Below are 20,071 nucleotides of genomic sequence, written 5' to 3'. Positions count from 1 at the left end.
GACTGGCTTGCCGGGGGCAGTACTCAGGGCGGCGTCCGACCTATCTACCGGACTTGTTGTTCGAAGATAGATAGGTCAAGGGTAGGAAAGCCAATCTAAAAACCTCATTTGGAGGCTAATTTCGAATATAAAATACCGAAACCGTTTCCGGAAACGGTTTCGGTAGGTGAATGGGTCAAAATTATTTTTCAGGAAATATCCCGCGCTTATTCTCCGAATAATGAAAGCCAACTGCAGGTCTTTGCCGTGCTTTTTCCTGCTGCCCAGCCCAAGCTCAACCTGCCCGGCTGCGGCTGGCGCCCCGACGAGTTGGGATGGGTCCTGGGCTTCGGCGCCGGCGTTGGTTAGATCCTGCCAAAAGGCCTTTCCTTTGCGTGGCATTCTACCTGCCCGACTTATGTTTGATGTATTCGAGAAATATCTGCGGAGCAAGGCCGCCTTTACGGCGGAGGAACTGGAGCAGATTCAGGCCGTAACGACTATCAAAAAGCTGCGCAAACGCCAGTTTCTGCTGCAAGAGGGCGACGTATGGACCTATAACGCCTTCGTAGCCAAGGGCTGCATGCGCATCTACAGCGTCGACGCGAAGGGAGTTGAGCACGTGCTGGGTTTCGCCGTGGAAAACTGGTGGACTGGCGACCTGCAAAGCCTGGCATCCGGTCAGCCTTCGCGCTTTAACATCGACGCCATCGAAGATTCAGTGGTGCTGCTTATCAAGAAGGAGAATTTTGAGCACCTGCGCCAGATAATTCCGGCCCTGCACGAGTTGGTTAACGCTATTCTGCACCGCAGCTTTTTGGCCCAGCAAAGCCGGATTCACACCGTTATCAGCTCCTCTGCCGAAGAAAAGTACCGGGCCTTTCTGCAGGACTTTCCGGAGTTTGCCCGCCGCATTCCCCAGCACATGGTGGCCTCCTACCTGGGCATGACCACCGAAACCCTGAGCCGCATCCGCCGCAACCTCGTTTAGGCCGAAGCTCAACCACCCGGGCCGCCGGTTGAAGGGTGCATTGCGGGCAGCGCCAGGCGCGCTACAACAGGGCCAGAACAGGTCTTTATTGAAGTTATTTGAATGATAAACAGCAACTTAATACCAAGGTCTTGATATTTATCAAGGTGCTTTTTTGATAAATATCAATGGAGACGGAGGCCACGGCAAGCAACCTTTGTGCTGTCGACGGAGGACTACCACTCGGGTAGCTTTTCCTTGGCAAACCGGGCGAAACTCGCCGGGCACACGTTGTACTCCATTCCATTTCTCATTCAGATGAGCACTTCCTTAAAATTAGCGGACAAAGTAGCCCTCATTACGGGCGGTACCACGGGCATTGGGCTGGGCGCGGCCCGGCGCTTCATCGCCGAAGGCGCCTTTGTGTATATCACCGGCCGGCGGCAGGCCGAGCTCGACGCAGCCGTGCAGCAGTTGGGTTCCAACGCCCGCGGCATCCGCAGCGACGTAACCAGCCAGACTGACCTCGACGCGCTATTTGCCACCATTCAGGCCGAGAAAGGTCACCTCGACGTGTTGTTCACCAATGCCGGCGGCGGCGAATTTGCGCCCCTAGGCGGTATCACCGAAGAGCACTACGCCCTGACTTTCGACCGTAACGTCAAAGCCACCCTGTTTACGGTGCAAAAGGCCCTGCCCCTGCTGCGCGACGGGTCTTCGGTTATTCTGATGGCCTCTACGGCCGCCTCCGGAGGCGATGCGAACTTCAGCGTGTATAGCGCCTCCAAAGCCGCCGTGCGCTCCTTTGCCCGCACCTGGACGGCCGACTTGAAAGACCGCAAAATCCGGGTTAATGCCATCAGCCCCGGCCCTATCGACACACCCGGCCTGAGCAGCCTGGGAGCCGATGAAACCCAGGCCGAGCAAATCAAAGCCTACCTGGCTACCACCGTGCCCCTGGGCCGCCTGGGCTCCCCCGATGAGGTGGCCAAAGCCCTGGTGTTCTTGGCTTCCGACGACAGCAGCTTCGTGACGGGCACCGAGCTATTTGTGGACGGCGGCGCGGCCCAGCTGTAAGCACCACCCGTAGCTGCTCAACAAAAAAGCCGGTTCCAACGAACCGGCTTTTTTGCGCTTAAGCCTAATTCCAGCTCGGAGCTGCTAGTTAATCAATGCTTACCGGATTGCCGGTGAGTTGCAGCGAAGCCTGCGCCACGCTTTTCCGGGCTACGGCCGGCTTCAGGGGCTGCCCGCCGCCTGCGAAGAGCTGAACGGTGCCGGGCAGCTGGGCGCGCTGCCCCTGCGCGTTGAGCACCGAAAGCTGCCGGGGCGTGAGGGTGAACTGCACGGTCTGCTTCTCCCCCACTTGCAGCGGTACGCGGCGGAAGCCTTGCAGGGCGTGCAACGCTACACGGCCCTGCGCACCTGAGTGGCGCACGTAGAGCTGAACTACTTCGTCGCCGGCTTGCTTGCCGGTGTTTTGTACGTCCACACTAACGGTAACGGGCTGGCCGGTGGCGGCCGTAGCGGGCACTTTGAGGTTCGAATATCGGAAGGTGGTGTAGCTCAGGCCGTGGCCGAACGGGAACAAAGGCGTACCCTGGAAGTAGCGGTAAGTGCGGCCCTGCATGTCGTAGCTGTCGAAGGGCGGCAGCTGGCTTTCCGACTCGTAGAACGTGACGGGGAGGCGGCCGGCGGGGTTGTAGTCGCCGAAGAGCACGTCGGCTAGGGCCGTCCCAGTGGCCTGCCCGCCGTACCAGCTGTTGACAATGGCCGGCAGGTTGCGGGCTTCCCAGGGGCAGCCGATGGCGCTGCCGGTTAGCATCACGAACACCACTGGCTTGCCCGTGGCGTGCAGCACTTTCATTAGCTCGGTTTGCACCTTGGGCAGGGCAATGCTGGTCCGGTCGCCGCCGCTGAAGCCTTCCACGTTCACCTTCATTTCCTCGCCTTCGAGCCGGGGCGAAATACCGCCCACAAAAACAACGGCGTCGGCATCCTTCACCTGGGCCCGGATGCTCTGCGCATTCATCGGCACCACGTGGGCACCGGTAAACTTAAGAATGGTGCGGCGGTCAGTTTGGAAGTACTCCAGCTTGAGGTTCAGGGGCTGGCCGGCCGTTACTTTCATGATGTGCTGGGTGGTCGAAACGCCCCGGCTTTTCCAGTTGTCGAGCACCAGCTTATCGTTGACAAACAGCCGGTAGCCGTCGTCGCCGGTGAGCTGGAAGGCCATTTCCTCGGTTTTCTGCGGGGTAAACGTAGTCTGGTAGCGGGCCGAAATATTCTCTGAGAGCAAGCCGGGCACAATTTCCTGTTTCACGTTGGCCAGGTACCGGTCGAGGCCAGCTTCCTGCTGAGTGGCTACCGGCGCGCCTTCCAGATCGGTACCCTTGAAATACTCCGCCTTAAAGCCCGGCTTGCCGTCGTAAGCCAGCCGGGAGTTGACATCGAAGCTTTCGTAAACGATGTTGCTGGCGTAGTCCACGCCCTGGATGTAGGTCACCTGAGTGCCGGGGCCCACCTTGGTCCGGATGCCTTCCAGGGGCGTCACGTTGGTGGTCGGGAAGCCGTTGTAGTTGCCGAGCTGGGCGGTTTCGTTATCGGCGTTGGGACCCAGCACCACGATTTTGCGCAGATTCTTGCGCAGCGGCAGCGTGTTGCGCTCGTTCTTGAGCAGCACCACCGACTCCCGGGCCATGCGCAGGGCGTGGGCCTGGTGCGGAGCACTTTCCACCACGCTCAGCGGAATCTGGGCATATTTCACCCGCTCGACGGGGTCGAACATGCCCAGCTGAAACCGGATTTTGTAGAGCCGCTGCACCGACACGTCGAGCTGCTTTTCGGTTATCAGGCCCTTCTGCACCGATTCGAGCAGGGAATTGTAGGTAAACAGCTTGCCGGTGGCGCACTCCAGGTCGGTGCCGTGGAGCACGGCGTTGGCGGCGGCCGTAGCCGCGTCGGGGTCGGTTTTGTGGTGCTGCCAGAAGTCGTTGAGCCCGTCGCAGTCGGAGGTGACGTAGCCCTGGAACTTCCACTTGTCGTAGAGGATTTCGTTCATCAGCTTGTCACTGCCGCAGCAGGGCTGGCCGGCGTAGGCGTTGTAGGCGCACATCACGCCCGCCACCTTAGCGTCCACAATCAGGTCCCGGAAAGCGGGCAAATAGGTGTCCCAGAGGTCGTAGTCGCCGATCTGGGCGTTGAATTCGTGGCGCGACGGTTCGGGGCCGCTGTGCACGGCAAAGTGCTTGGCGCAGGCCGTAATCTTGAGGTACTTCGGGTCGTCGCCCTGGAAGCCTTTGACCAGGGCCTGCCCCATCTGCCCGGTCAGGTACGGGTCTTCGCCGTAGGTTTCCTGGCCCCGCCCCCAGCGTGGGTCGCGGAAGATGTTGATGTTGGGCGTCCAGAACGTGAGGCCCTGGTAAATGCCCCGCTCGCCGCGGCGGGCGTACTCGTGGTGCACGGCCCGGGCTTCGTCGGAGGTAATGGTGGCCATGCGCAGCATAGCGTCCTGGTCGAAGGTGGCGGCCAAGCCAATGGCCTGCGGAAAGACCGTCGTTTTCATACTGGTCCGGGCTACGCCGTGCAGGGCTTCGTTCCACCAGTTGTAGGCCGGAATGCCGAGCCGGTCGATGGCCGGGGACGCGTTGAGCATCTGCGACACTTTTTCGGGCAACGTCAGCCGGCCTACCAGGTCAGCTACGCGCTGGTCGATGGGCAAATCCGGGTTGCGAAACGGCAGTTCGGCCGGATTGGTGGGCGCGGCGGCAGTTTCGGGCGTAGCGGTTGGGGCCGCAGCCGCGCTGGTCGTGCCGGGCTGGCGCTGACTGGCGGCGCAGCCCATCAGCAAGGCCAGACCCAGGGTTATTACAGAGTTCTTCATGCGCAGTGGTTGCGGTAAGAGGAAGTAGCGGGGCAGCGCGCCCCTACTGCGTTTGAAATGACGAGGCGGGCAGGCCTTCCTTGTTGCTGAGGTTGGCACCTTCCGGGTTGTCGGCCCAGGCGTAGCGCACGGCCACGGGGTTGGGCACCTGGTCATTCCAGACGACTACTTTGTTGCCTTCAATTTTGGCCTGGGCCCAGACAAACTTCTTATCGGGGCCCGCAATGGCGAAGTAGCGCAGGGGCTTGCCGTCTTTGGCTACCAACCCGCTGCCGGTGCTGGTAAAGCTGAGCGTCGCCTTGTTGCCCGCTACCTGCATGCTTTGGTACAACGGACCCGAGGCTACTACCTTCTTGTCACCGTACGCTACTTTCTGAGCCGCCAAAGCCAGGCGCTTGCCCACGTCTTCCTTGTTGAGCGGGTGAATGTCGTTCCACTCGCCCAGGTCCAGGGCCACCGCCATGCCGGTGTGGGGCACGGCCAGGGTGCGGCGCTGCCCGTCGCGCACGGCCGCCCAGTTGCTTTCCGTGGGCTGGTCTTTAACGGCCATGAAGTTGGGCAGCTGGACGTATAGGAAAGGCAAGGTGGGCTGTTGCCAATGGGTACGCCAATCCGTAATCAGGGCCGTGAGCAAGGGCTGGTATTCCTCGGGCTTAGCGGTGTTGGATTCGCCCTGGTACCACAGTACGCCTTTGATGGCATAGGGCAGCAACGGCGCTATCATGCCGTTATACAAGCCGCCGGGCTGGTTTTGAAAGGAAATAGAGCCCGGAGCCGGTGGCGTAGCAGCCCCTAGCTTATACTGCCAGTCGCCGCGCAAATCCAGCGTTTCGCCACCTGCCGTAAGCCGGTACTGCTTGTCGAGCGTGAAGCCGCCGCGCCCGCCGTTGTTGATGACGCGTATTACCAGCACGTTGCGGCCGGGCTTGAGCAGCGCGGCGGGCAGGTCGTATTTGCGCGGCGGGTACTGGTAGCCAGTGGTGCCGGCAAATTGCCCGTTGATATACACCGAGTCACTGTCGACGATGGTGCCCAGCTCCAGCCGGGCGGGCTTGCCCACCATGCTGGCCGGCACGTCCACTTCCTTGCGAAACCAGACCACTCCATTCACCGGCCCCAGGCCTTGGTCGGCCCAATAGCCCGGTATTTTCATGGTTTTCCAATCCGTGGCGTTGTAGGCCGGGGCATACCAGGGCGTCGAGCCTTTGGCATGGCCCTGGTCTTGCTGCCGCAGATTGGTGTACCAGGCCCGGGAGGCAGCCTGGCCTTGGGCAATGGTGCTGGCCACGTAGGTGCTGTCCTTTACTTTCTCGGCAGCCTGCTGGTAATGCGGGAAAGCCTTCAGGGCCTCGGCGCTCAACCAGGCCTCGGCCGGCGACCCGCCCACGGCCGACTTGATAAGACCGATGGGCACATGGTATTTGTCGAAGAGCGTCTTGGCAAAAAAGTACCCAACGCCGCTGAAAGCCAGCACATTTTGCGGTGTCGTCGTTACCCACTTACCACCCGCCACATCGGCTTTCGGCCCGTTGAAGGCGTAGCGCAAATCGACGTTGAATTGCCGAATCATCGGGTTATTGGCCTGGGCCACGACGTCGGGGTATTTGTCGCGCAGCCGGGACATGGGCGTTTCCATGTTCGACTGCCCCGAGCACACCCACACGTCCCCAATGAGCACGTCTTTGATTGTAATCCGGTTGGTGCCCGCCACGGCCATTTCGTAGGGGCCGCCGGCTTTCAGCTGCGCCAGGCTGGTGCGCCACTTGCCGTCGGGGCCGGTGGTGGTGGTGGCCGTTTTGCCAGCCAGCGTCACGGTTACTTTTTCACCGGGCTTGGCCCAGCCCCACACCGCCACGGGCGCGTCGCGCTGCAGAACCATCCCGTCGCTGACGAGCTTGGGTAGGCGCACCTGGGCAACGGCTGGCTGCGCGGCGACCATTGCCAATAGCAGCGAGACCTTTAGCATATTGTTTATCATGAGATTATTAGAGCCATTGCGTTGATTAGACCAGTGTATAGTACCCCGCGTAAGGAAGCGGCGACTTCAGCGCGAAATCACAGCTCACTTCAACTATTCTGACAACAGTTGCACTTACTGCGGGTAACCAGGGCGCTGGGTAGCTTGCCACTGGCGCGGCCATTTTCTGGCGGTGGGAAATAGCCTGCCAAGCGTGGTCAGGCGAACTGTCGATGGCCGCGTGGGAACCACCGTGGTTGGTTTTGTCAGTTGGCGACGCGTGGGAGGCTGCTACTCAGGCAGGCAGCTACTTTTCGCAGGCGCCAGCAGCGTGCCGGCGCGTACCAATGCGGCATGTGCTTGCCTGTGCAGGCAATGCGTCAAGCAAAAAGAGTGGAAGCTCACTAGGAGCCCCCACTCTTTTTTTGCCTTTTTCAGCAGGCTATAGGTAGCCTGGGTTTTGATAAGCCGCTTTTTCCGCCGCTGACACATCCATACGGTCAAGCTGCACCTGCGGAATAGGACGCAGGTAGTGATACGGCTGAATGGTACGCGTAACGCTTTGAGGCGTGTGGTCGCCGTAGTTGGTTCCCCCAATACGGTAGGTAGAAGCCAACTCAGTCCATTTTTGGGTACGGACCAGATCATACCAGCGGTACCCTTCGGCGTAGTACTCACGGGAGCGTTCTGCCAGGATGTAGTTGATGTCGATAGTGGTGGGAGTAGCCGCAACCATAGCAGCGCTATTATCCTGCACCTTGGCCACGTTTCCGTTATTGTCAAAGCGCCACTTACCGGCCCGGGCCCGAATAACATTAATCAATTCCCGGGCACCCTGACCAGCTTTGGTATTTGCTCCTTTTACCGCTGCTTCTGCCGCTACAAAGTACAGCTCCGAGAATTTGGCAATGTTGAACGGACGCGTACTGGCAGCATTCGGTTGTCCTAAGCCGGAACCATTATCGGTACGGTAAGGACCAAGTTTCCAAAGGCCTGGATACACGATTCTGCTGATACCACGCGGAGAAATTACATAATCCGCTCTGCCGGGTAGCACTCCTGCGCCTACGTTGTTTGCGCCTCCTCCGGGAGGGTACGTAATAGTACCAGCCGGTTCGGCATCCAGGAAAGTCAGGATTGGGGCACCGGGGCTAACGGGCAGGTTGTTGGCATTGTACAAGGTTGGGTTAGCCACGCCTCCTTTAGGCCAGTTACCACGGTAAACAGTGGTAAAGGTCCCATCGTAACGAGAATCATTCGTTTTGTCGGCAAAAGTGGTTTCCACTGCACCAATGGTGGGAGCCATCCGGTTCCAGGGACGACCTAACGGCTGCACGGCTTCCCGCTGCACAGAAGATACGGCACCCGTTCCGTCGGCGTTGGTGGCACTTCTGATGTTGGTATAGTTCCAGGTCATCATCCAGCCGGCAAAGTTATCCGGGGCCCCGCCGCTACCAAAGGTCAGGCTGCCGCCATTGTATAGCTCGCTGGATTCAGTGTGGTCCGCAAACAGCAGCATTTCAGCATTGCGGTCATTCGTTGCCAGGTGTACATCGTAGTACGTGCTCTGCAAGCGGAATGGGCCGGGGTTCTCAATACCAGCCATCGCTACATCATACGCCTGCTGATAATAGTACTGGGCGTTGTGACCGGCAGGATCCGTTCGGGTAGTTGCGGGGAAGGTGGGAATATTGTTCGGGTTTTCCAGCCACCAGGCATAGGTCAGGTAGGCCTTTGCCAGGTACAGGCGGGCAACCGTTTTGGTGGCGCCACCTACCACCCGTGGCGTGGCCGGCAAATCAGTAATGGCCTGCAGCAAGTCCGGGAAAATTGCTTTCGTATACACCTCAGGTACCGTATTGCGGACCGAGGTTCTGAAAGCATTGGTGTTGAACTGCAACTCTCCCGCGCCCAGATCCAGCGGCACCCCACCAAAGGTTTGGACCAGCATGAAGTAATCGAAGGCGCGGAAAAATCTTGCTTCGGCCACCAGGGCTGGCGAAATGGTTCCTACGGCGCTGGCATTCTTGATAATACCATTGGCCGTGTTGATGTTCGGAAAGGCAGCCGTCCACAGTCTATCTGCCCGGCTGTTGGTAGCGTTGAGTGCCGCCCGACCGGAGAAGTCCATGGCCAGGAAGTTCTCGTCGGCATCCCGGCCGTAGGTTACCTCATCGGTGCCCGTCAGCGTCGTGTTGTAGAAGTAAGCATCCCCGTAGATGTAGCGCAGGTGAGCGTACATGGAGGTCAGGCCACCATTCACGCCTCTTTCCGTCTGAAAAAATTCGGGCGTGTAAACACTCCTGGGTTCTTCCTCCAAAAGGTCGGTACACCCCGGCGCGGACAAGGAAATTAGGGCCGCCCCGATAAAGAATTTTATGTTGAAGCTTTTCATTTCGCTCTTTTTTAGAAGGTAAAGTTCAGGCCTACCAGGTAGGTGCGGGTTGCAGGCGAGTTAGTACCTATGGTCAACAGACGGTTCGGAACGCCGGTAGTGACGGCCACGTTTTGGTCGGCGTAAGAGTTGGTTTCCGGGTCCATGCCCGACTCTTTCTTGTAGGGGGAGAAGATTACAAATGGGTTTTGGGCCGTTGCGTACACCCGTAGGCGGCTAACTCCGGCGCTTTTCAACCACGCGTTGTTATCAAAGTTATAGCCCAGCGAAATGGTGCGAATCTTCAGGTAGGAGGCATCGAAGTACCCCAGCGTACTGCCATACTTGGGGTTGTCGCCGCTGGCCAGACCACCTGGTTTGGGGTACTTGGCACCCGTGTTTTCCGGCGTCCAGTAATCCACTTTCACGTTGCCCCGACGACCGTTCATCAGATTAAGATAGCCCGATGACCCATACAGGGTACTGTTGAGAAGACCGCCGTTTTGGTAGGCGCCAACGGCACTCAGATCGAATCCTTTGTACGAAACCCGGGTGTTGAAACCGCCTTGAAAGTTTGGGTTCACATCCAGGATCTGACGGTCTTGCGGACCAATGGCCCGGGAAGGGGTACCATCGGCGTTATACCCCCCAGTGTATTTCACCTTGATCATCCCCGCGTTTCCGCCGGGCTCCAGAATGCTTCTGTAAGGATCATCTTGCTGCCACAGGCCTATTTTCTCGTAGTCGTAGATGACGTTGATAGGTTTGCCAACAAACCACCAGTTGTTTTCATCTCTGTCTTGCGCGCCTGCCAGCGACGTAATCTTGTTGCGGTTGGCATACAGGTTAAAACCAGCTTCCCAAGTCCAGCCATTGAGATTCTCTAAGATTACCCCGTTCAAAGACAGTTCCACCCCTTTGTTTTGGGTAGATCCAATGTTGGCCGTGTAGCTATCTACGCCCGAAGTTGAAGGTAAGGGCAAGGGCAGCAGAACATCCTCGGTGTTGGTGAGGTAGTACTCCACGGTGCCCGAAATACGGTTTTTCAGGACCGCGAAATCCAACCCGTAGTTCCAGGTTTTAGAGAATTCCCACCCTAAGTCAGCATTCGGCAGCTGGCTTACGAACAGACCCGTCTGGTAATTGGTGGGGCCAAAATTGTAGGGCCGGGTAGCCAACAGGCCCAGGGTAGCATACGGGTTGATCGACTGGTTTGACGTTATGCCGTAACCGGCCCGCAGTTTCAACAGGTTTATGGCAGAAATATCCTGCATAAACGACTCTTTGGCTACGTTCCAGCCGACCGACACCGCCGGGTAGGTTTTCCATTTATTCCCTGGGGAAAGCCGGGAGGAACCATCCGCACGGACCGTAGCGGATAGCAAATACCGGTCATCATAGGAGTACATCACGCGGCCCATGTAAGACAACAGACCGAATTTCCGGTACGGTTGCTCGTTGGGGTTTACGGTAATTTCGCCGGCGGCAAAACCCAGGTTATAGTATTGAAAGGCGTCCGAAGGAATATCCCGGGCCGCAATCCTCGTTTGGTTGAAAACGTTATCCGAGGCAGAATATAAGGCTATAACATTTACATTATGCTTCTCGGCAAAGGTGCGGTCGTAAGACAGGATATTTTCAATCGTCCAGTCTCTGGTAACTTGGTTGCTAACGGATGCCGTAGAAACGGTAGTGGGGTTCACCGCGTTGATTCCCTGGCCGGTGTAAGAGCCACCCTGGCTTTGCCGATAGTTTGCCCCGAGGTTGACCCGGTACTTCAATCCCTCGACGCCCGGCATTTTAACTTCCGCGAAGATGGTATTGTACGTGGCAATAGACCTGGTTTCACTTAACCACCTATCGCTCAAATCTTCTACGATGCCCCTGGTGTACACCCATTGCTCATCCAACGGCATTCTGATAGTTCTTTTTAAGCTGCCATCAGGATTGTAAGGATTGGCGATTGGCGAGGAGTTCAGAATGCCATATATACCCACATTCGAGCCTTCGGATAGGTTGTAGGTATTATTGGTAGTGAAACCCAACCGGATGTATTTACCAACACCTTGGTCAAGCGTTCCACGTACGGAATAACGGGTGTATTGCTGGGTCGGAATTACCCCTTCTTCCTTATAATACCCCGCATTGAAATTGTAGCGGCCGTTGTCAGTGCCACCGGAAACCCCTAGGTTGTGGTTTGATTGAATACCCGTTTTATACAACAAGTCCTGCCAATCAGTATCTACATCATCGGCTTCATCCAAGGCGTTCTTATACAGGCCGGCCGCTTTGCGCAGGGCAACAAACTCCGGCCCATTCATCATGGGGTATTTGGCGAAAAGAGTTTTTGCGCCAACAAAACTGTCGTAGGTAATTTGCGGTTTTTGCCCTTTTTTACCGGTTTTGGTGGTTATTAAGACAACGCCATTCGCCCCACGCGACCCGTAAATAGCCGTGGCCGACGCATCTTTCAGAATATCTACACTCTGAATATCGTTGGGGTTGATATCGCCAATTGAACCCGGGAAAGGAATACCATCCAATACCACCAATGGATCATTGCTGGCCCCCAGGGAGCGAGTACCGCGGATCCGAATTTGCGTGGTAGCACCCGGCTGGGAGGAGGATTGCGAAAACTCTACCCCTGGCAAACGGCCTTGTAAGGCCTGGGAGATGTTGGCAGAGGGTACTTCGCGCAAGGTCTCTCCACTGACGGAAGCGACTGAGCCAGTTACCGCTTCTGCTCTCTGAGTGCCGTAGCCTACCACTACTACTTCGTTCAGGGCCTTCACGTCGGCGCCCAGCGTTACGTTTACCGTGGGGTCGGTTACGGTTATTTCTTTGCTTACGTAGCCCACGGCGCTGAAGACCAGGGTACTACCCAGGGGCGCCTGCAGGGTAAAGGAACCGTCGGAGTTGGAGGAAACGCCGTTGGTGGTTCCTTTCTGCAGCACCGTCACGCCGGGTAGCGTTTCGCCGTTGTCGGAACTGGTAATCTTGCCCGAAATGGTTTGGGTGGCTTGGGCCCAGGCCTGGGAAGGCATTAGCACCGCCCCAGCCAAGGGTAGCCCGGAGGCCACAAACAGCGGCCAGCTTAGGCAAAAGGCCGTTTTGCGTATTGGTTGATACATGGGTGTGGGAGTTTTAAGGGTTTTTTAGGTTTCGAAGTATCAGAAGCCGATGGAGTTGCCGCCGTCGACGGGGAGGGACACGCCGGTAATGTAGCGGGCCGCGTCGGAGGCCATAAACACGGCCGCATTGCCGATGTCTTCGGGCTGGCCGAACTTGCCCATGGGCGTGCGCCGCATGGCCCGGTCGCGGCGGTCGGGGTCGTTGTTCATGGCCTTGCGGCTCATCTCGGTTTCAATGAAGCCCGGCGCAATGGCGTTGACACGCACATTGTCGCCGGAAAACTCGGAGGCCAGCACTTTCACCATGCCTTCCACCGCCGACTTGGACGCGGCGTAGGCTACTACCCTATCGATGCCATAATAGGCCGCCATGGAGGAAATCATCAGAATCACGCCGCGCTGCCGCTCCACCATGCGGCGGGCGCAGGCCCGGGTCAGGGCAAATACCGAGTTCAGGTTGGTGTGCAGAATGTTGTGAAACTCTTCGTCAGTCACCTGCAAAGCGGGTTTTTTGAGGTTGATGCCGGCGTTGTTGACCACGATGCTGAGTGGACCATAGGAGGCTTCGAGTTGCTCAACCATTTCCTCAATGGAAGCCAGGTCGCAAATATCGTTGACCATGTAGTGGGCAGCTTCGCCCAATGAGTCTACAGCTTCCTTCAGCACCTCTTCCCGGCGGCCGGTAATGATAACCGTAGCCCCGGCGTGCACCATGCAGCTGGCAATAGCCAGACCGATGCCGCTTCCGCCTCCGGTAACTAAAGCCAGCTGCCCCTCCAGGGAAAAGCTGTTTTGGTGCGTAATGGTACTGGTGTGCACGGCGTGACCGTTCACGTGCGGCATGTTTTTCATGACGGGTATGTAATTAGTATTCAATTCGGTTAGCGCAGCTGGTAAATCATGACCAGGCGTTTGATGTCGTCGAGGGTGCGCGCGGGCGGCGCGAAGGGCGCCGGAATGGGCTGCCGGGCGTGGGTCTGGAAGTAGAGCACGCAGGCGTCGCGCCACCAGAGGGCTTCCTTGCGCTGGGTTTGGAGGCGGCCGGTTATGTCGGCGTGCAGTTCGGGGTCAATCTGGGGCTGCACGGCTGCCCACTGCTGCTGCATCCAGGTCACGGAGTCGGCGCCGGTGTAGTAGCGGGTGCAGAGCTCGTTCCACAGGGTGCGCCCGGTGCTGAGTTGCTGATTCCAGCCCACGTGGTGAAACCAGAGCAGGTAGTCGGGCGGGCAGGTTTTGGGATCTTGCCACTGGCGCTGCACTTCAGGCCGGTACAAGCTCAGCGCGTTGCTACCTTTTTCCGTGCGGTCGAAGCCCAGGCCGGCGGCGTCGGCTTTGTGGTAGTACACCGCAGTCCAATCGGGCCGGGCACTGCTTGCCAGCCAGGGCTCGGGGCCGTAATGGATGCTCTGACCCATAATGTGGTGCAAGCCCAGCGGTGTGGTGTAGCGCACGTAGATGTCGCGCGAGCGGACCAGCACATCGGCAATGGTGCGCACGGCCCGGGGCTCGGTGGTTAGAGTCAGGCGCGTCCACTCCTCGGCAATAGCCTGCGCCGAAAGCGTGTGGTCCCAGGCCAGGCGGCCGAAAGCGTACCAGTTGGCCTGGCCCATTGGGTGGCCGGTCCAGTTGCGGTCCGAGCCGATGTTGGCCACGCCGGCAATGCCGCTGATGGCATGCTTATCCACCGAGCCGTCTACCACCTTAGCCACCGTCGAGCCTTGGCCATTGGCGTAGGTGTCGGCGTCCAGGGTTTCCTTGAACATGGGCGCCAGATACACTAAGTGCGTTGCGAAGCCCAGGTATTCCTGGGTAATCTGCACTTCCAGTACCAGCGGGGTGCGGGGCATGGCCCCGAACAGCGGGTGAAACGGCTCCCGACTCTGAAAGTCAATCGGGCCGTTCTTGACCTGGACCAGGGTTTTGGGCTTGAAGCGGCCGTCGAGGGGCTTGAATTCCTGGTAGGCTTCCTTGAACCGGTCGCCGTTGGAGTTGGCTTTATACACAAAGGCCCGCCACATCACCAGGCCGTCGTGCTGCCCGAGGGCGTCGGCCAGCATGTTGGCCCCGTCGGCATGGTCGCGGCCGTAGTCCTGGGGGCCGGGCTCCCCTTCCGAGTTGGCCTTCACCAGAAAGCCGCCGAAGTCGGGAATAGCCTTATAAATCTCGTTGGTGCGGTCGGTCCACCACTGCTTTACCTTGGGGTCGAGCGGGTCGGAAGTGCTCAGCCCGCCAATTACCTTAGGCGCGGCCCAGAGCACCGACATATACACCCGGATGCCGTAGGGCCGCATTACGCCGGCCAAAGCGGCTACTTTTTCGATGTATTCGGGCGTCAAATACCGGGCGCTGGCATTCACGTTGTTGATTACCACGCCATTGATGCCAATCGAGGCATTGGCGCGGGCGTAGTCCTGGTAGCGCGGGTCGAGGCGCTCGGGCAGCTCGTACCACTTCCAGATGCTGGAACCTGCGTAGCCGCGCTCCACGGTGCCGTTGGGGTTGTCCCAGTGGTTGAGCAGGCGGTACTGAATCCGGGGGCTGCTGGTCAGGGCTAAATCTTTGAGCGACTGGCGCGTCTGCATCTGACGCAGCAGGGCAAAAGCGCCATACAGCACCCCCGATTCACTCTGACCGGTAACAACGATGTTGCCACTGCGAGTTGAAATCGAGTAGCCATCCTTGCCCAGCGGCTGTCCGGAAACGTTTGCGGTAGCATCCACGGCAAGAGTAATGGTGCCTTGTCCCTTTTTCGAGGCTGATACCACGGGTACGGATTGGCCTAGCAAACCCTGTAAGCCCTGTTGCAGCTCCCCGGCGGCAGTTTTCAGAATTGGCGTGCTGCCCTTACTCACAATAACGCCCGCCGCCTTTTGATAATCCTTGCGCAGTCCCGCGTCCGGAATCAGGTCGTACTTGAGCCACAGCCGGTAGCCGTCGTCGGCCAGACTGCGCTGAGCGGCCACGACGAAAAACAGCAGGACCAAGAGGGAGCGGAGAAACATGGGTGGGAAAGGCAGGGAGCGGGAGGAAAGAGTTTAGCTATTAGCCAGCGTGAGGTCGGAAGTGAGCCGGGCGGTTAGGTGAGCTTCGGCGGCCAGGGCGTGGCGGATGCCGTGCTCCAGGCCCCGCAGCTCGGCCAGCCCGCGCAGGCGGCCAATGGCGGAGTAGCCGGGGTAGGTTTTCTTTTTCAGGTCGTCGAGCATCTGGTGGCCGTGGTCGGGGCGCATGGGCAGCTGGGCGTTTCCTTCCCCGGTCTGGGCCCGGCGCTGCTCTTCCAGCACCAGCTCCCGCACCACGCTGTACATGTCCACGTCGCCGGTGAGGTGGTCGGCCTCGTGGAAGTTGCGGGGGTTTTCTTCCCGCTTAGTGGCCCGCAGGTGCACAAAGTGAATCCGGGAACCGAAGCGGCGCACCACGCCGGCCAGGTCGTTGTCGGGCCGTACACCCAACGAGCCGGTGCAAAACGTGAGGCCGTTGGCGGGTTCGTCGTAGGCGGCCAGCAGTTGGGCCAGGTCGGCTTCGGTGCTTACCACCCGCGGCAAACCCAGCAGTGGGTACGGCGGGTCGTCGGGGTGAATGCAGAGGTTGATACCGACTTCCTGGGCCACGGGACCCACCTGCTGGATAAAGTAGTACAGGTTCTGGCGCAGGGTCTGGCTGTCGATGCTGGCGTACTCGTCGAGCAAAGCCTGAAAGCCGGCCAGCTCGAAGGCTTCTTCCGAGCCGGGCAAGCCCAGGAGCACGGTATTGGTCAGCTCGGCAATCTGCGCCGGGCTCATCTGGGCAAACTGGGCGCGGGCCGCTGTGGCTACTGCGGGCTCGTAATCGATTTCGGCGCCGGGCCGCTTTAGAATACAGAGGTCGAATACGGCGAAGTCCTGCCACACAAAGCGCAAGGCTAACGACCCATCGGGCAGCTGGTAGCTCAGGTTGGTGCGCGACCAGTCGAGCACGGGCATGAAGTTGTAGCACACCGTGCGGATGCCGCAGATGGCCAGGTTGCGCAGGCTCGTTTTGTAATTCTCAATATACGCCTCGCGCGAGGGGCGGCCTTTCTTAATATCTTCGTGCACTGGCAAGCTTTCCACCACGGCCCAGTGCAGGGGCGAGTAGCTGGCGTTATCGGCTTCGATGAGCTGCTGGCGGCGCCGGATTTCCTCCACGGGCCACACCGCGCCTACTGGCAACTGGTGCAGGGCCGTGACCACGCCGGCACAACCGGCCTGGCGAATGTCGAAGAGCGAAACCGGGTCGTGGGGGCCGAACCAGCGCATGGTGTGAAGCATAACAAAGCAGTGCAAAAAATACAATTTCCTGTATATCCCCCGGTTTGTAGGCCGCTTGAGCGATACAAGCCGAAAAGCAGCGTATAGGCCGATCCGGTTCTTAAAGATAAGGTAGGTGGACCTATCAAAAACAAGTCAAAAACCGCCATAACTCACTGATTTCGAAATAAAAATATCGAAAACGTTTCCGGAAACGTTTTCGATAGGTATCTTTGCCGGAGCATAGCACAAAAAATATTTAGTACATTATCTTCGAATAATGAAACGGTAAGCCACCCGCTCTGCTACCATCCCACCCGGCTTATTGTTAAAAAATACCATTTACCATGATAAAGTGCGTTAAATGCAAGCTGGCCGACGATGTCATGAAGGCCGGCTTCATCCGGGGCCGCCAACGGTTCTTCTGCAAGGCTTGCGACTACCACTTCACGGAAGAAAAATCGGCGCAGGTGCCGGAGCGCAAGCGCCACCAGACCACTATCAGCGACGTAGCCAAGGCCCTGGGCGTGGCTTCCTCCACGGTTTCGAGGGCCCTGAACGGACACAGCGACATTAGCCCCAACACCCGCCAGGCTATTCTGGAAGTGGCCCGCCAGCTCGACTACCAGCCCAACCTACTGGCTCAGAGCCTGAAAAGCAGCGAAACCTACACCATCGGCGTGCTCATTCCCGACATCGAGCGGCCCTTTTTCGCCACGGCCGTCAGCGGCATTCAGCAGGTGGCGGCCGAGTCGGGCTACCGGGTCATGATTTGCCAGTCGAAAGAGTCGTACCAGACGGAGGTGAGCAACGTGCAGGCTCTGATTGCCAGCCGCGTCGACGGGCTGCTGATCTGCCACTCCCGCGAAACCGAGAACTTCGACCACGTCCGCGCCGACGCCTGCCGCGGTATTCCGGTGGTGCACTTTGATAGGGTCTGCAACGAAGTCAACAGCGCCCAGGTGATGCTCGACGACTGGGGCGGAGCCTTTGCCGTGACCGAGCACCTGATTCTGGAAGGCTGTGAGCGGATTGCTATTCTGGCCGGCCCCGACGCGCTGCTCATCAGCAAGCAGCGCATCGGCGGCTACCTCAATGCCCTGCACCATTACGGCATCGAGCCCCGGGAAGAATTGCGCATCAACACCGACTTTCGGACGGAGTCGGCGGTGGCGGCCCTGGATAAGTGGCTGGCGCTGCCCGAACCGCCCGACGCCATTTTTGCCGTCAACTACACCAACGCCCTGGACGTGATTCTGGCTCTGAAGCAGCGCGGCATCCGCATTCCGGAGGACATTGCCGTGGTGGGCTACGGCGACGAGTTCCTAGCTTCCATGATTGAGCCGGCCCTGACCACGGTAGACCTTCACCCCTACCGCATCGGGCAGCAGGCCGCGCGGCTGTTCCTGGACCAGGTGCGACTCAAGGAAAACTTCAAGCCCCGCACCTACGTGCTGTCGGGCGACCTGGTGATTCGGCAGTCGTCGTTGAAAGGCAAAGGCCCGCTGTTCCGGCTCAGCATTTAAGCAACTTCACGGCGGCGCCAATGCTAGTCGCCGAACTCCACGCGCAGGGTGTGCACCGCATCGGGAGCCGAAAAGGTATAATGCACCCGGTAGCCGTAGTAGCGGCCGATTTGCTGCACGATGGACAGCCCCAGCCCCGGCGACTCCGACGAGGCGTTGAGCTTACGGAACCGCTCGAAAAACCGGGCTGGCTCCCCGGCCAGGGCCGGACCGGTGTTGCTGATGGCCAAATACTCGGCCGTGAGGACCCAGTGCAGGCCGCCGCCGCGGTGGTTATGCTTGATGGCGTTCTGGAGCAGGTTGCCTACCAAGGAATCGGCCAGGGCCGGGTGCATGCGCAGCTGCGGACGGCTGCGCAGCTCACTGGTCACGGTCAGCTCCTTGTCGTCGATGAAATCCTGGAGCAGGCGCAGGCGGTTTTGCACCACCTGGTCGAGCTGCACGGGCTGGACGTGGGGAAACTGCCCGTTCTCAATCTTGCTCAGCAGCGTCAGGGCCTGGTGCAAGCGGGCCAGGCGTACGGTGGCGCTGTACAGGTCGCCGACCAGCTCGGCCGTAGCGGGCCGCAGCTCCTGGGCCTGCAGCAGCTGCTCGAGCTTAGCCTGCATGATGGCCAGGGGCGTGCGGGTTTCGTGGGCGGCGTTTTCGGTGAAGTCTTTCAACGACTGGTAGTCGGCCTCCAGGCGCTGGCTCATTTGCAGCAGAGCCTGATTGAGCTCCGAAAACTCGTCGATGGGCGTGTGCGGCGGCAAAGCCAGCACCGGCTGGTGCTGCAAATCGTAGCCGCGCAGGGCCGTGAGCGTGTGCTGAAAGGGGCTCCAGATGCGGCGGGCCAGCCAGCGGTTCAGCCACACCAGGCTCAGCAGCAATAGGCCCAGCACGGTAAGCATGACGGTAAGCACCAGGCCCACCATGTCCTCCGTTTCGAGCAAGGACTTGCGCAGCGTCACCCACTGCGGCGGCCCAGGGCCGGCCACCCGGAAACTGAGCTGCCGGTAGGGCACCAGCACGTTTTCGGTGGGGTCGAGCAGCACCGTGTCGCGCAGGCCGGCGGGCTGGGGCTCGGCGCTCAGGGCCACAATGTCGAGCAGGCCCGCCTTTAGCCGGGTACTGCGCATGACTTCGCGCTGCTGGTTGAGCAACTGTTCATCGACCTCAATGCGCAAAGCCAGACTGATGCCGACGTAGAGCACCACGCTGCCCACGGCAAACACCAGCGTGGCCAGCAGCAGGTAGTAGCGGTTGGTGGTGGCCAGCAGCTTCACTCGGTACTGAGCTTATATCCCATGCCGTAAATGGTGCGGATATAGTTGTCGACACCCTTTTCCTGGAGCTTTTTGCGCAGGTTTTTCAAGTGGGTGTAAATAAAGTCGAAGGAGTCGGCCGTGTCGGCATCGTCGCCCCAGAGGTGCTCGGCAATGCTTTCCTTGGTCAGCACCCGGTTAGGGTTGGCCAGCAGGAACAGCAGCAAGTCGTACTCCATGCGCGTCAGCGGCAGGGCCTCGTCGCGCACGAGCACCAGGGCCTGGTCGGGAAACACGCTCAGGTCGCGAAACAGCAGGTGGCGCTGCCCCTGAAACTGCCGCCGCCGGATGATGGCTTTGAGGCGGGCATTGAGCTCGGCCAGGTGAAAGGGCTTGGCCAGGTAGTCGTCGGCGCCGAGCTCCAGGCCCAGCACTTTGTCGTCGAGCGAGTCGCGGGCCGAAACAATGAGCACCCCGGCCCGGGAGCCGTCGGCCTTGAGGGTGCGCACCAGGTCCAGGCCGTTGCCGTCGGGCAGGGTCAGGTCCAGCAGCACGCAGTCGTAGTCGTAGAGCTTGATTTTCTCGTGGGCCACCCGGTAGCCGTCGGCCGTTTCGCACACGTAGCCGTCGTGGCGCAGGTATTCGACTAAAGAGCTGCGCAACGCCGGCTCGTCTTCAACAATGAGAATCTTCATACGCTAGGCGCCGCGGGGTCCCGGTTCAACAAGGTACTTACCTTGGC

General features: G+C 59.3%; 13 protein-coding genes. 4 read left to right on the top strand and 9 right to left on the bottom strand.

The annotated features are described in order from the left end of the window. Positions 1-108 precede the first annotated feature (108 nt). From CLV45_RS24750 to CLV45_RS00625, 3 genes are all read left to right on the top strand, one after another. On the top strand, positions 109-348 hold the full coding sequence (locus tag CLV45_RS24750) for a hypothetical protein (protein WP_157807204.1): 240 nt from the start codon (positions 109-111) through the stop codon (positions 346-348). Between the two features lie 49 nt (positions 349-397). After that, the gene (locus CLV45_RS00630) at positions 398-970 is read left to right on the top strand and encodes a Crp/Fnr family transcriptional regulator (protein ID WP_100334466.1); all 573 of its coding nucleotides are present in this window, start codon (positions 398-400) and stop codon (positions 968-970) included. Between the two features lie 297 nt (positions 971-1,267). Then, positions 1,268-2,026 carry an SDR family oxidoreductase gene (locus CLV45_RS00625; protein ID WP_100336911.1) on the top strand — a complete coding sequence of 253 codons (759 nt, stop codon included), beginning with the start codon at positions 1,268-1,270 and terminating at the stop codon, positions 2,024-2,026. 88 nt (positions 2,027-2,114) lie between these two features. Here the strand turns inward: CLV45_RS00625 and CLV45_RS00620 are convergent, their stop codons facing one another. The 7 genes from CLV45_RS00620 to uxuA all read right to left on the bottom strand — a co-directional run bounded on the left by CLV45_RS00620 (position 2,115) and on the right by uxuA (position 16,580). Then, positions 2,115-4,832, bottom strand: coding sequence for a glycoside hydrolase family 3 C-terminal domain-containing protein (locus CLV45_RS00620; protein WP_170061792.1), 2,718 nt, complete (start codon positions 4,830-4,832; stop codon positions 2,115-2,117). A 43-nt stretch (positions 4,833-4,875) separates the two neighbouring features. Beyond that, positions 4,876-6,798: a sialate O-acetylesterase gene (locus CLV45_RS00615; RefSeq protein ID WP_100336910.1), complete on the bottom strand. Its 1,923-nt coding sequence runs from the start codon at positions 6,796-6,798 to the stop codon at positions 4,876-4,878. Between the two features lie 433 nt (positions 6,799-7,231). Then, positions 7,232-9,184 (bottom strand): RagB/SusD family nutrient uptake outer membrane protein, encoded by a 1,953-nt coding sequence (locus CLV45_RS00610; protein WP_100334464.1) that lies wholly within the window; start codon positions 9,182-9,184, stop codon positions 7,232-7,234. 11 nt (positions 9,185-9,195) lie between these two features. Continuing rightward, positions 9,196-12,294, bottom strand: a complete 3,099-nt coding sequence (locus tag CLV45_RS00605; RefSeq protein ID WP_100334463.1) for a SusC/RagA family TonB-linked outer membrane protein — start codon at positions 12,292-12,294, stop codon at positions 9,196-9,198. Positions 12,295-12,333: 39 nt separating this feature from the next. Then, positions 12,334-13,137 carry an SDR family NAD(P)-dependent oxidoreductase gene (locus CLV45_RS00600; protein WP_100336909.1) on the bottom strand — a complete coding sequence of 268 codons (804 nt, stop codon included), beginning with the start codon at positions 13,135-13,137 and terminating at the stop codon, positions 12,334-12,336. 38 nt (positions 13,138-13,175) lie between these two features. Next, positions 13,176-15,296, bottom strand: coding sequence for an alpha-glucuronidase family glycosyl hydrolase (locus CLV45_RS00595; protein WP_100334462.1), 2,121 nt, complete (start codon positions 15,294-15,296; stop codon positions 13,176-13,178). 33 nt (positions 15,297-15,329) lie between these two features. Continuing rightward, complete coding sequence (uxuA, locus tag CLV45_RS00590; RefSeq protein ID WP_245882499.1) at positions 15,330-16,580, bottom strand: mannonate dehydratase; 1,251 nt, start codon at positions 16,578-16,580, stop codon at positions 15,330-15,332. Between the two features lie 326 nt (positions 16,581-16,906). Here uxuA and CLV45_RS00585 point away from each other — a divergent pair, with 326 nt between their 5' ends. Then, a complete protein-coding gene (locus CLV45_RS00585; protein ID WP_100334461.1) occupies positions 16,907-18,085 on the top strand; it encodes a LacI family DNA-binding transcriptional regulator in 1,179 nt (392 codons plus the stop codon). A 23-nt stretch (positions 18,086-18,108) separates the two neighbouring features. Here the strand turns inward: CLV45_RS00585 and CLV45_RS00580 are convergent, their stop codons facing one another. Further along, entirely contained in the window at positions 18,109-19,350 is a 1,242-nt protein-coding gene (locus CLV45_RS00580; RefSeq protein WP_100334460.1) for a sensor histidine kinase, read from the bottom strand. Next, on the bottom strand, positions 19,347-20,024 hold the full coding sequence (locus CLV45_RS00575) for a response regulator transcription factor (RefSeq protein ID WP_100334459.1): 678 nt from the start codon (positions 20,022-20,024) through the stop codon (positions 19,347-19,349). The genes CLV45_RS00580 and CLV45_RS00575 overlap by 4 nt, the downstream gene beginning before the upstream one ends. Between the last annotated feature and the right edge of the window lie 47 nt (positions 20,025-20,071).

Source organism: Hymenobacter chitinivorans DSM 11115 (genome assembly GCF_002797555.1).
In the GTDB taxonomy this organism is placed as follows: Bacteria; Bacteroidota; Bacteroidia; order Cytophagales; family Hymenobacteraceae; genus Hymenobacter; species Hymenobacter chitinivorans.
This window is presented reverse-complemented; position numbering and strand designations above follow the sequence as displayed.

Bases quoted from the DNA above. Each gene is read 5' to 3' on its own strand.
- CLV45_RS00630 (WP_100334466.1), top strand. From the start codon at position 398: ATGTTTGATGTATTCGAGAAATATCTGCGGAGCAAGGCCGCCTTTACG.
- CLV45_RS00625 (WP_100336911.1), top strand. From the start codon at position 1,268: ATGAGCACTTCCTTAAAATTAGCGGACAAAGTAGCCCTCATTACGGGC.
- CLV45_RS00620 (WP_170061792.1), bottom strand. From the start codon at position 4,832: ATGAAGAACTCTGTAATAACCCTGGGTCTGGCCTTGCTGATGGGCTGC.
- CLV45_RS00615 (WP_100336910.1), bottom strand. From the start codon at position 6,798: ATGCTAAAGGTCTCGCTGCTATTGGCAATGGTCGCCGCGCAGCCAGCC.
- CLV45_RS00610 (WP_100334464.1), bottom strand. From the start codon at position 9,184: ATGAAAAGCTTCAACATAAAATTCTTTATCGGGGCGGCCCTAATTTCC.
- CLV45_RS00605 (WP_100334463.1), bottom strand. From the start codon at position 12,294: ATGTATCAACCAATACGCAAAACGGCCTTTTGCCTAAGCTGGCCGCTG.
- CLV45_RS00600 (WP_100336909.1), bottom strand. From the start codon at position 13,137: ATGCCGCACGTGAACGGTCACGCCGTGCACACCAGTACCATTACGCAC.
- CLV45_RS00595 (WP_100334462.1), bottom strand. From the start codon at position 15,296: ATGTTTCTCCGCTCCCTCTTGGTCCTGCTGTTTTTCGTCGTGGCCGCT.
- uxuA (WP_245882499.1), bottom strand. From the start codon at position 16,580: ATGCTTCACACCATGCGCTGGTTCGGCCCCCACGACCCGGTTTCGCTC.
- CLV45_RS00585 (WP_100334461.1), top strand. From the start codon at position 16,907: ATGATAAAGTGCGTTAAATGCAAGCTGGCCGACGATGTCATGAAGGCC.
- CLV45_RS00575 (WP_100334459.1), bottom strand. From the start codon at position 20,024: ATGAAGATTCTCATTGTTGAAGACGAGCCGGCGTTGCGCAGCTCTTTA.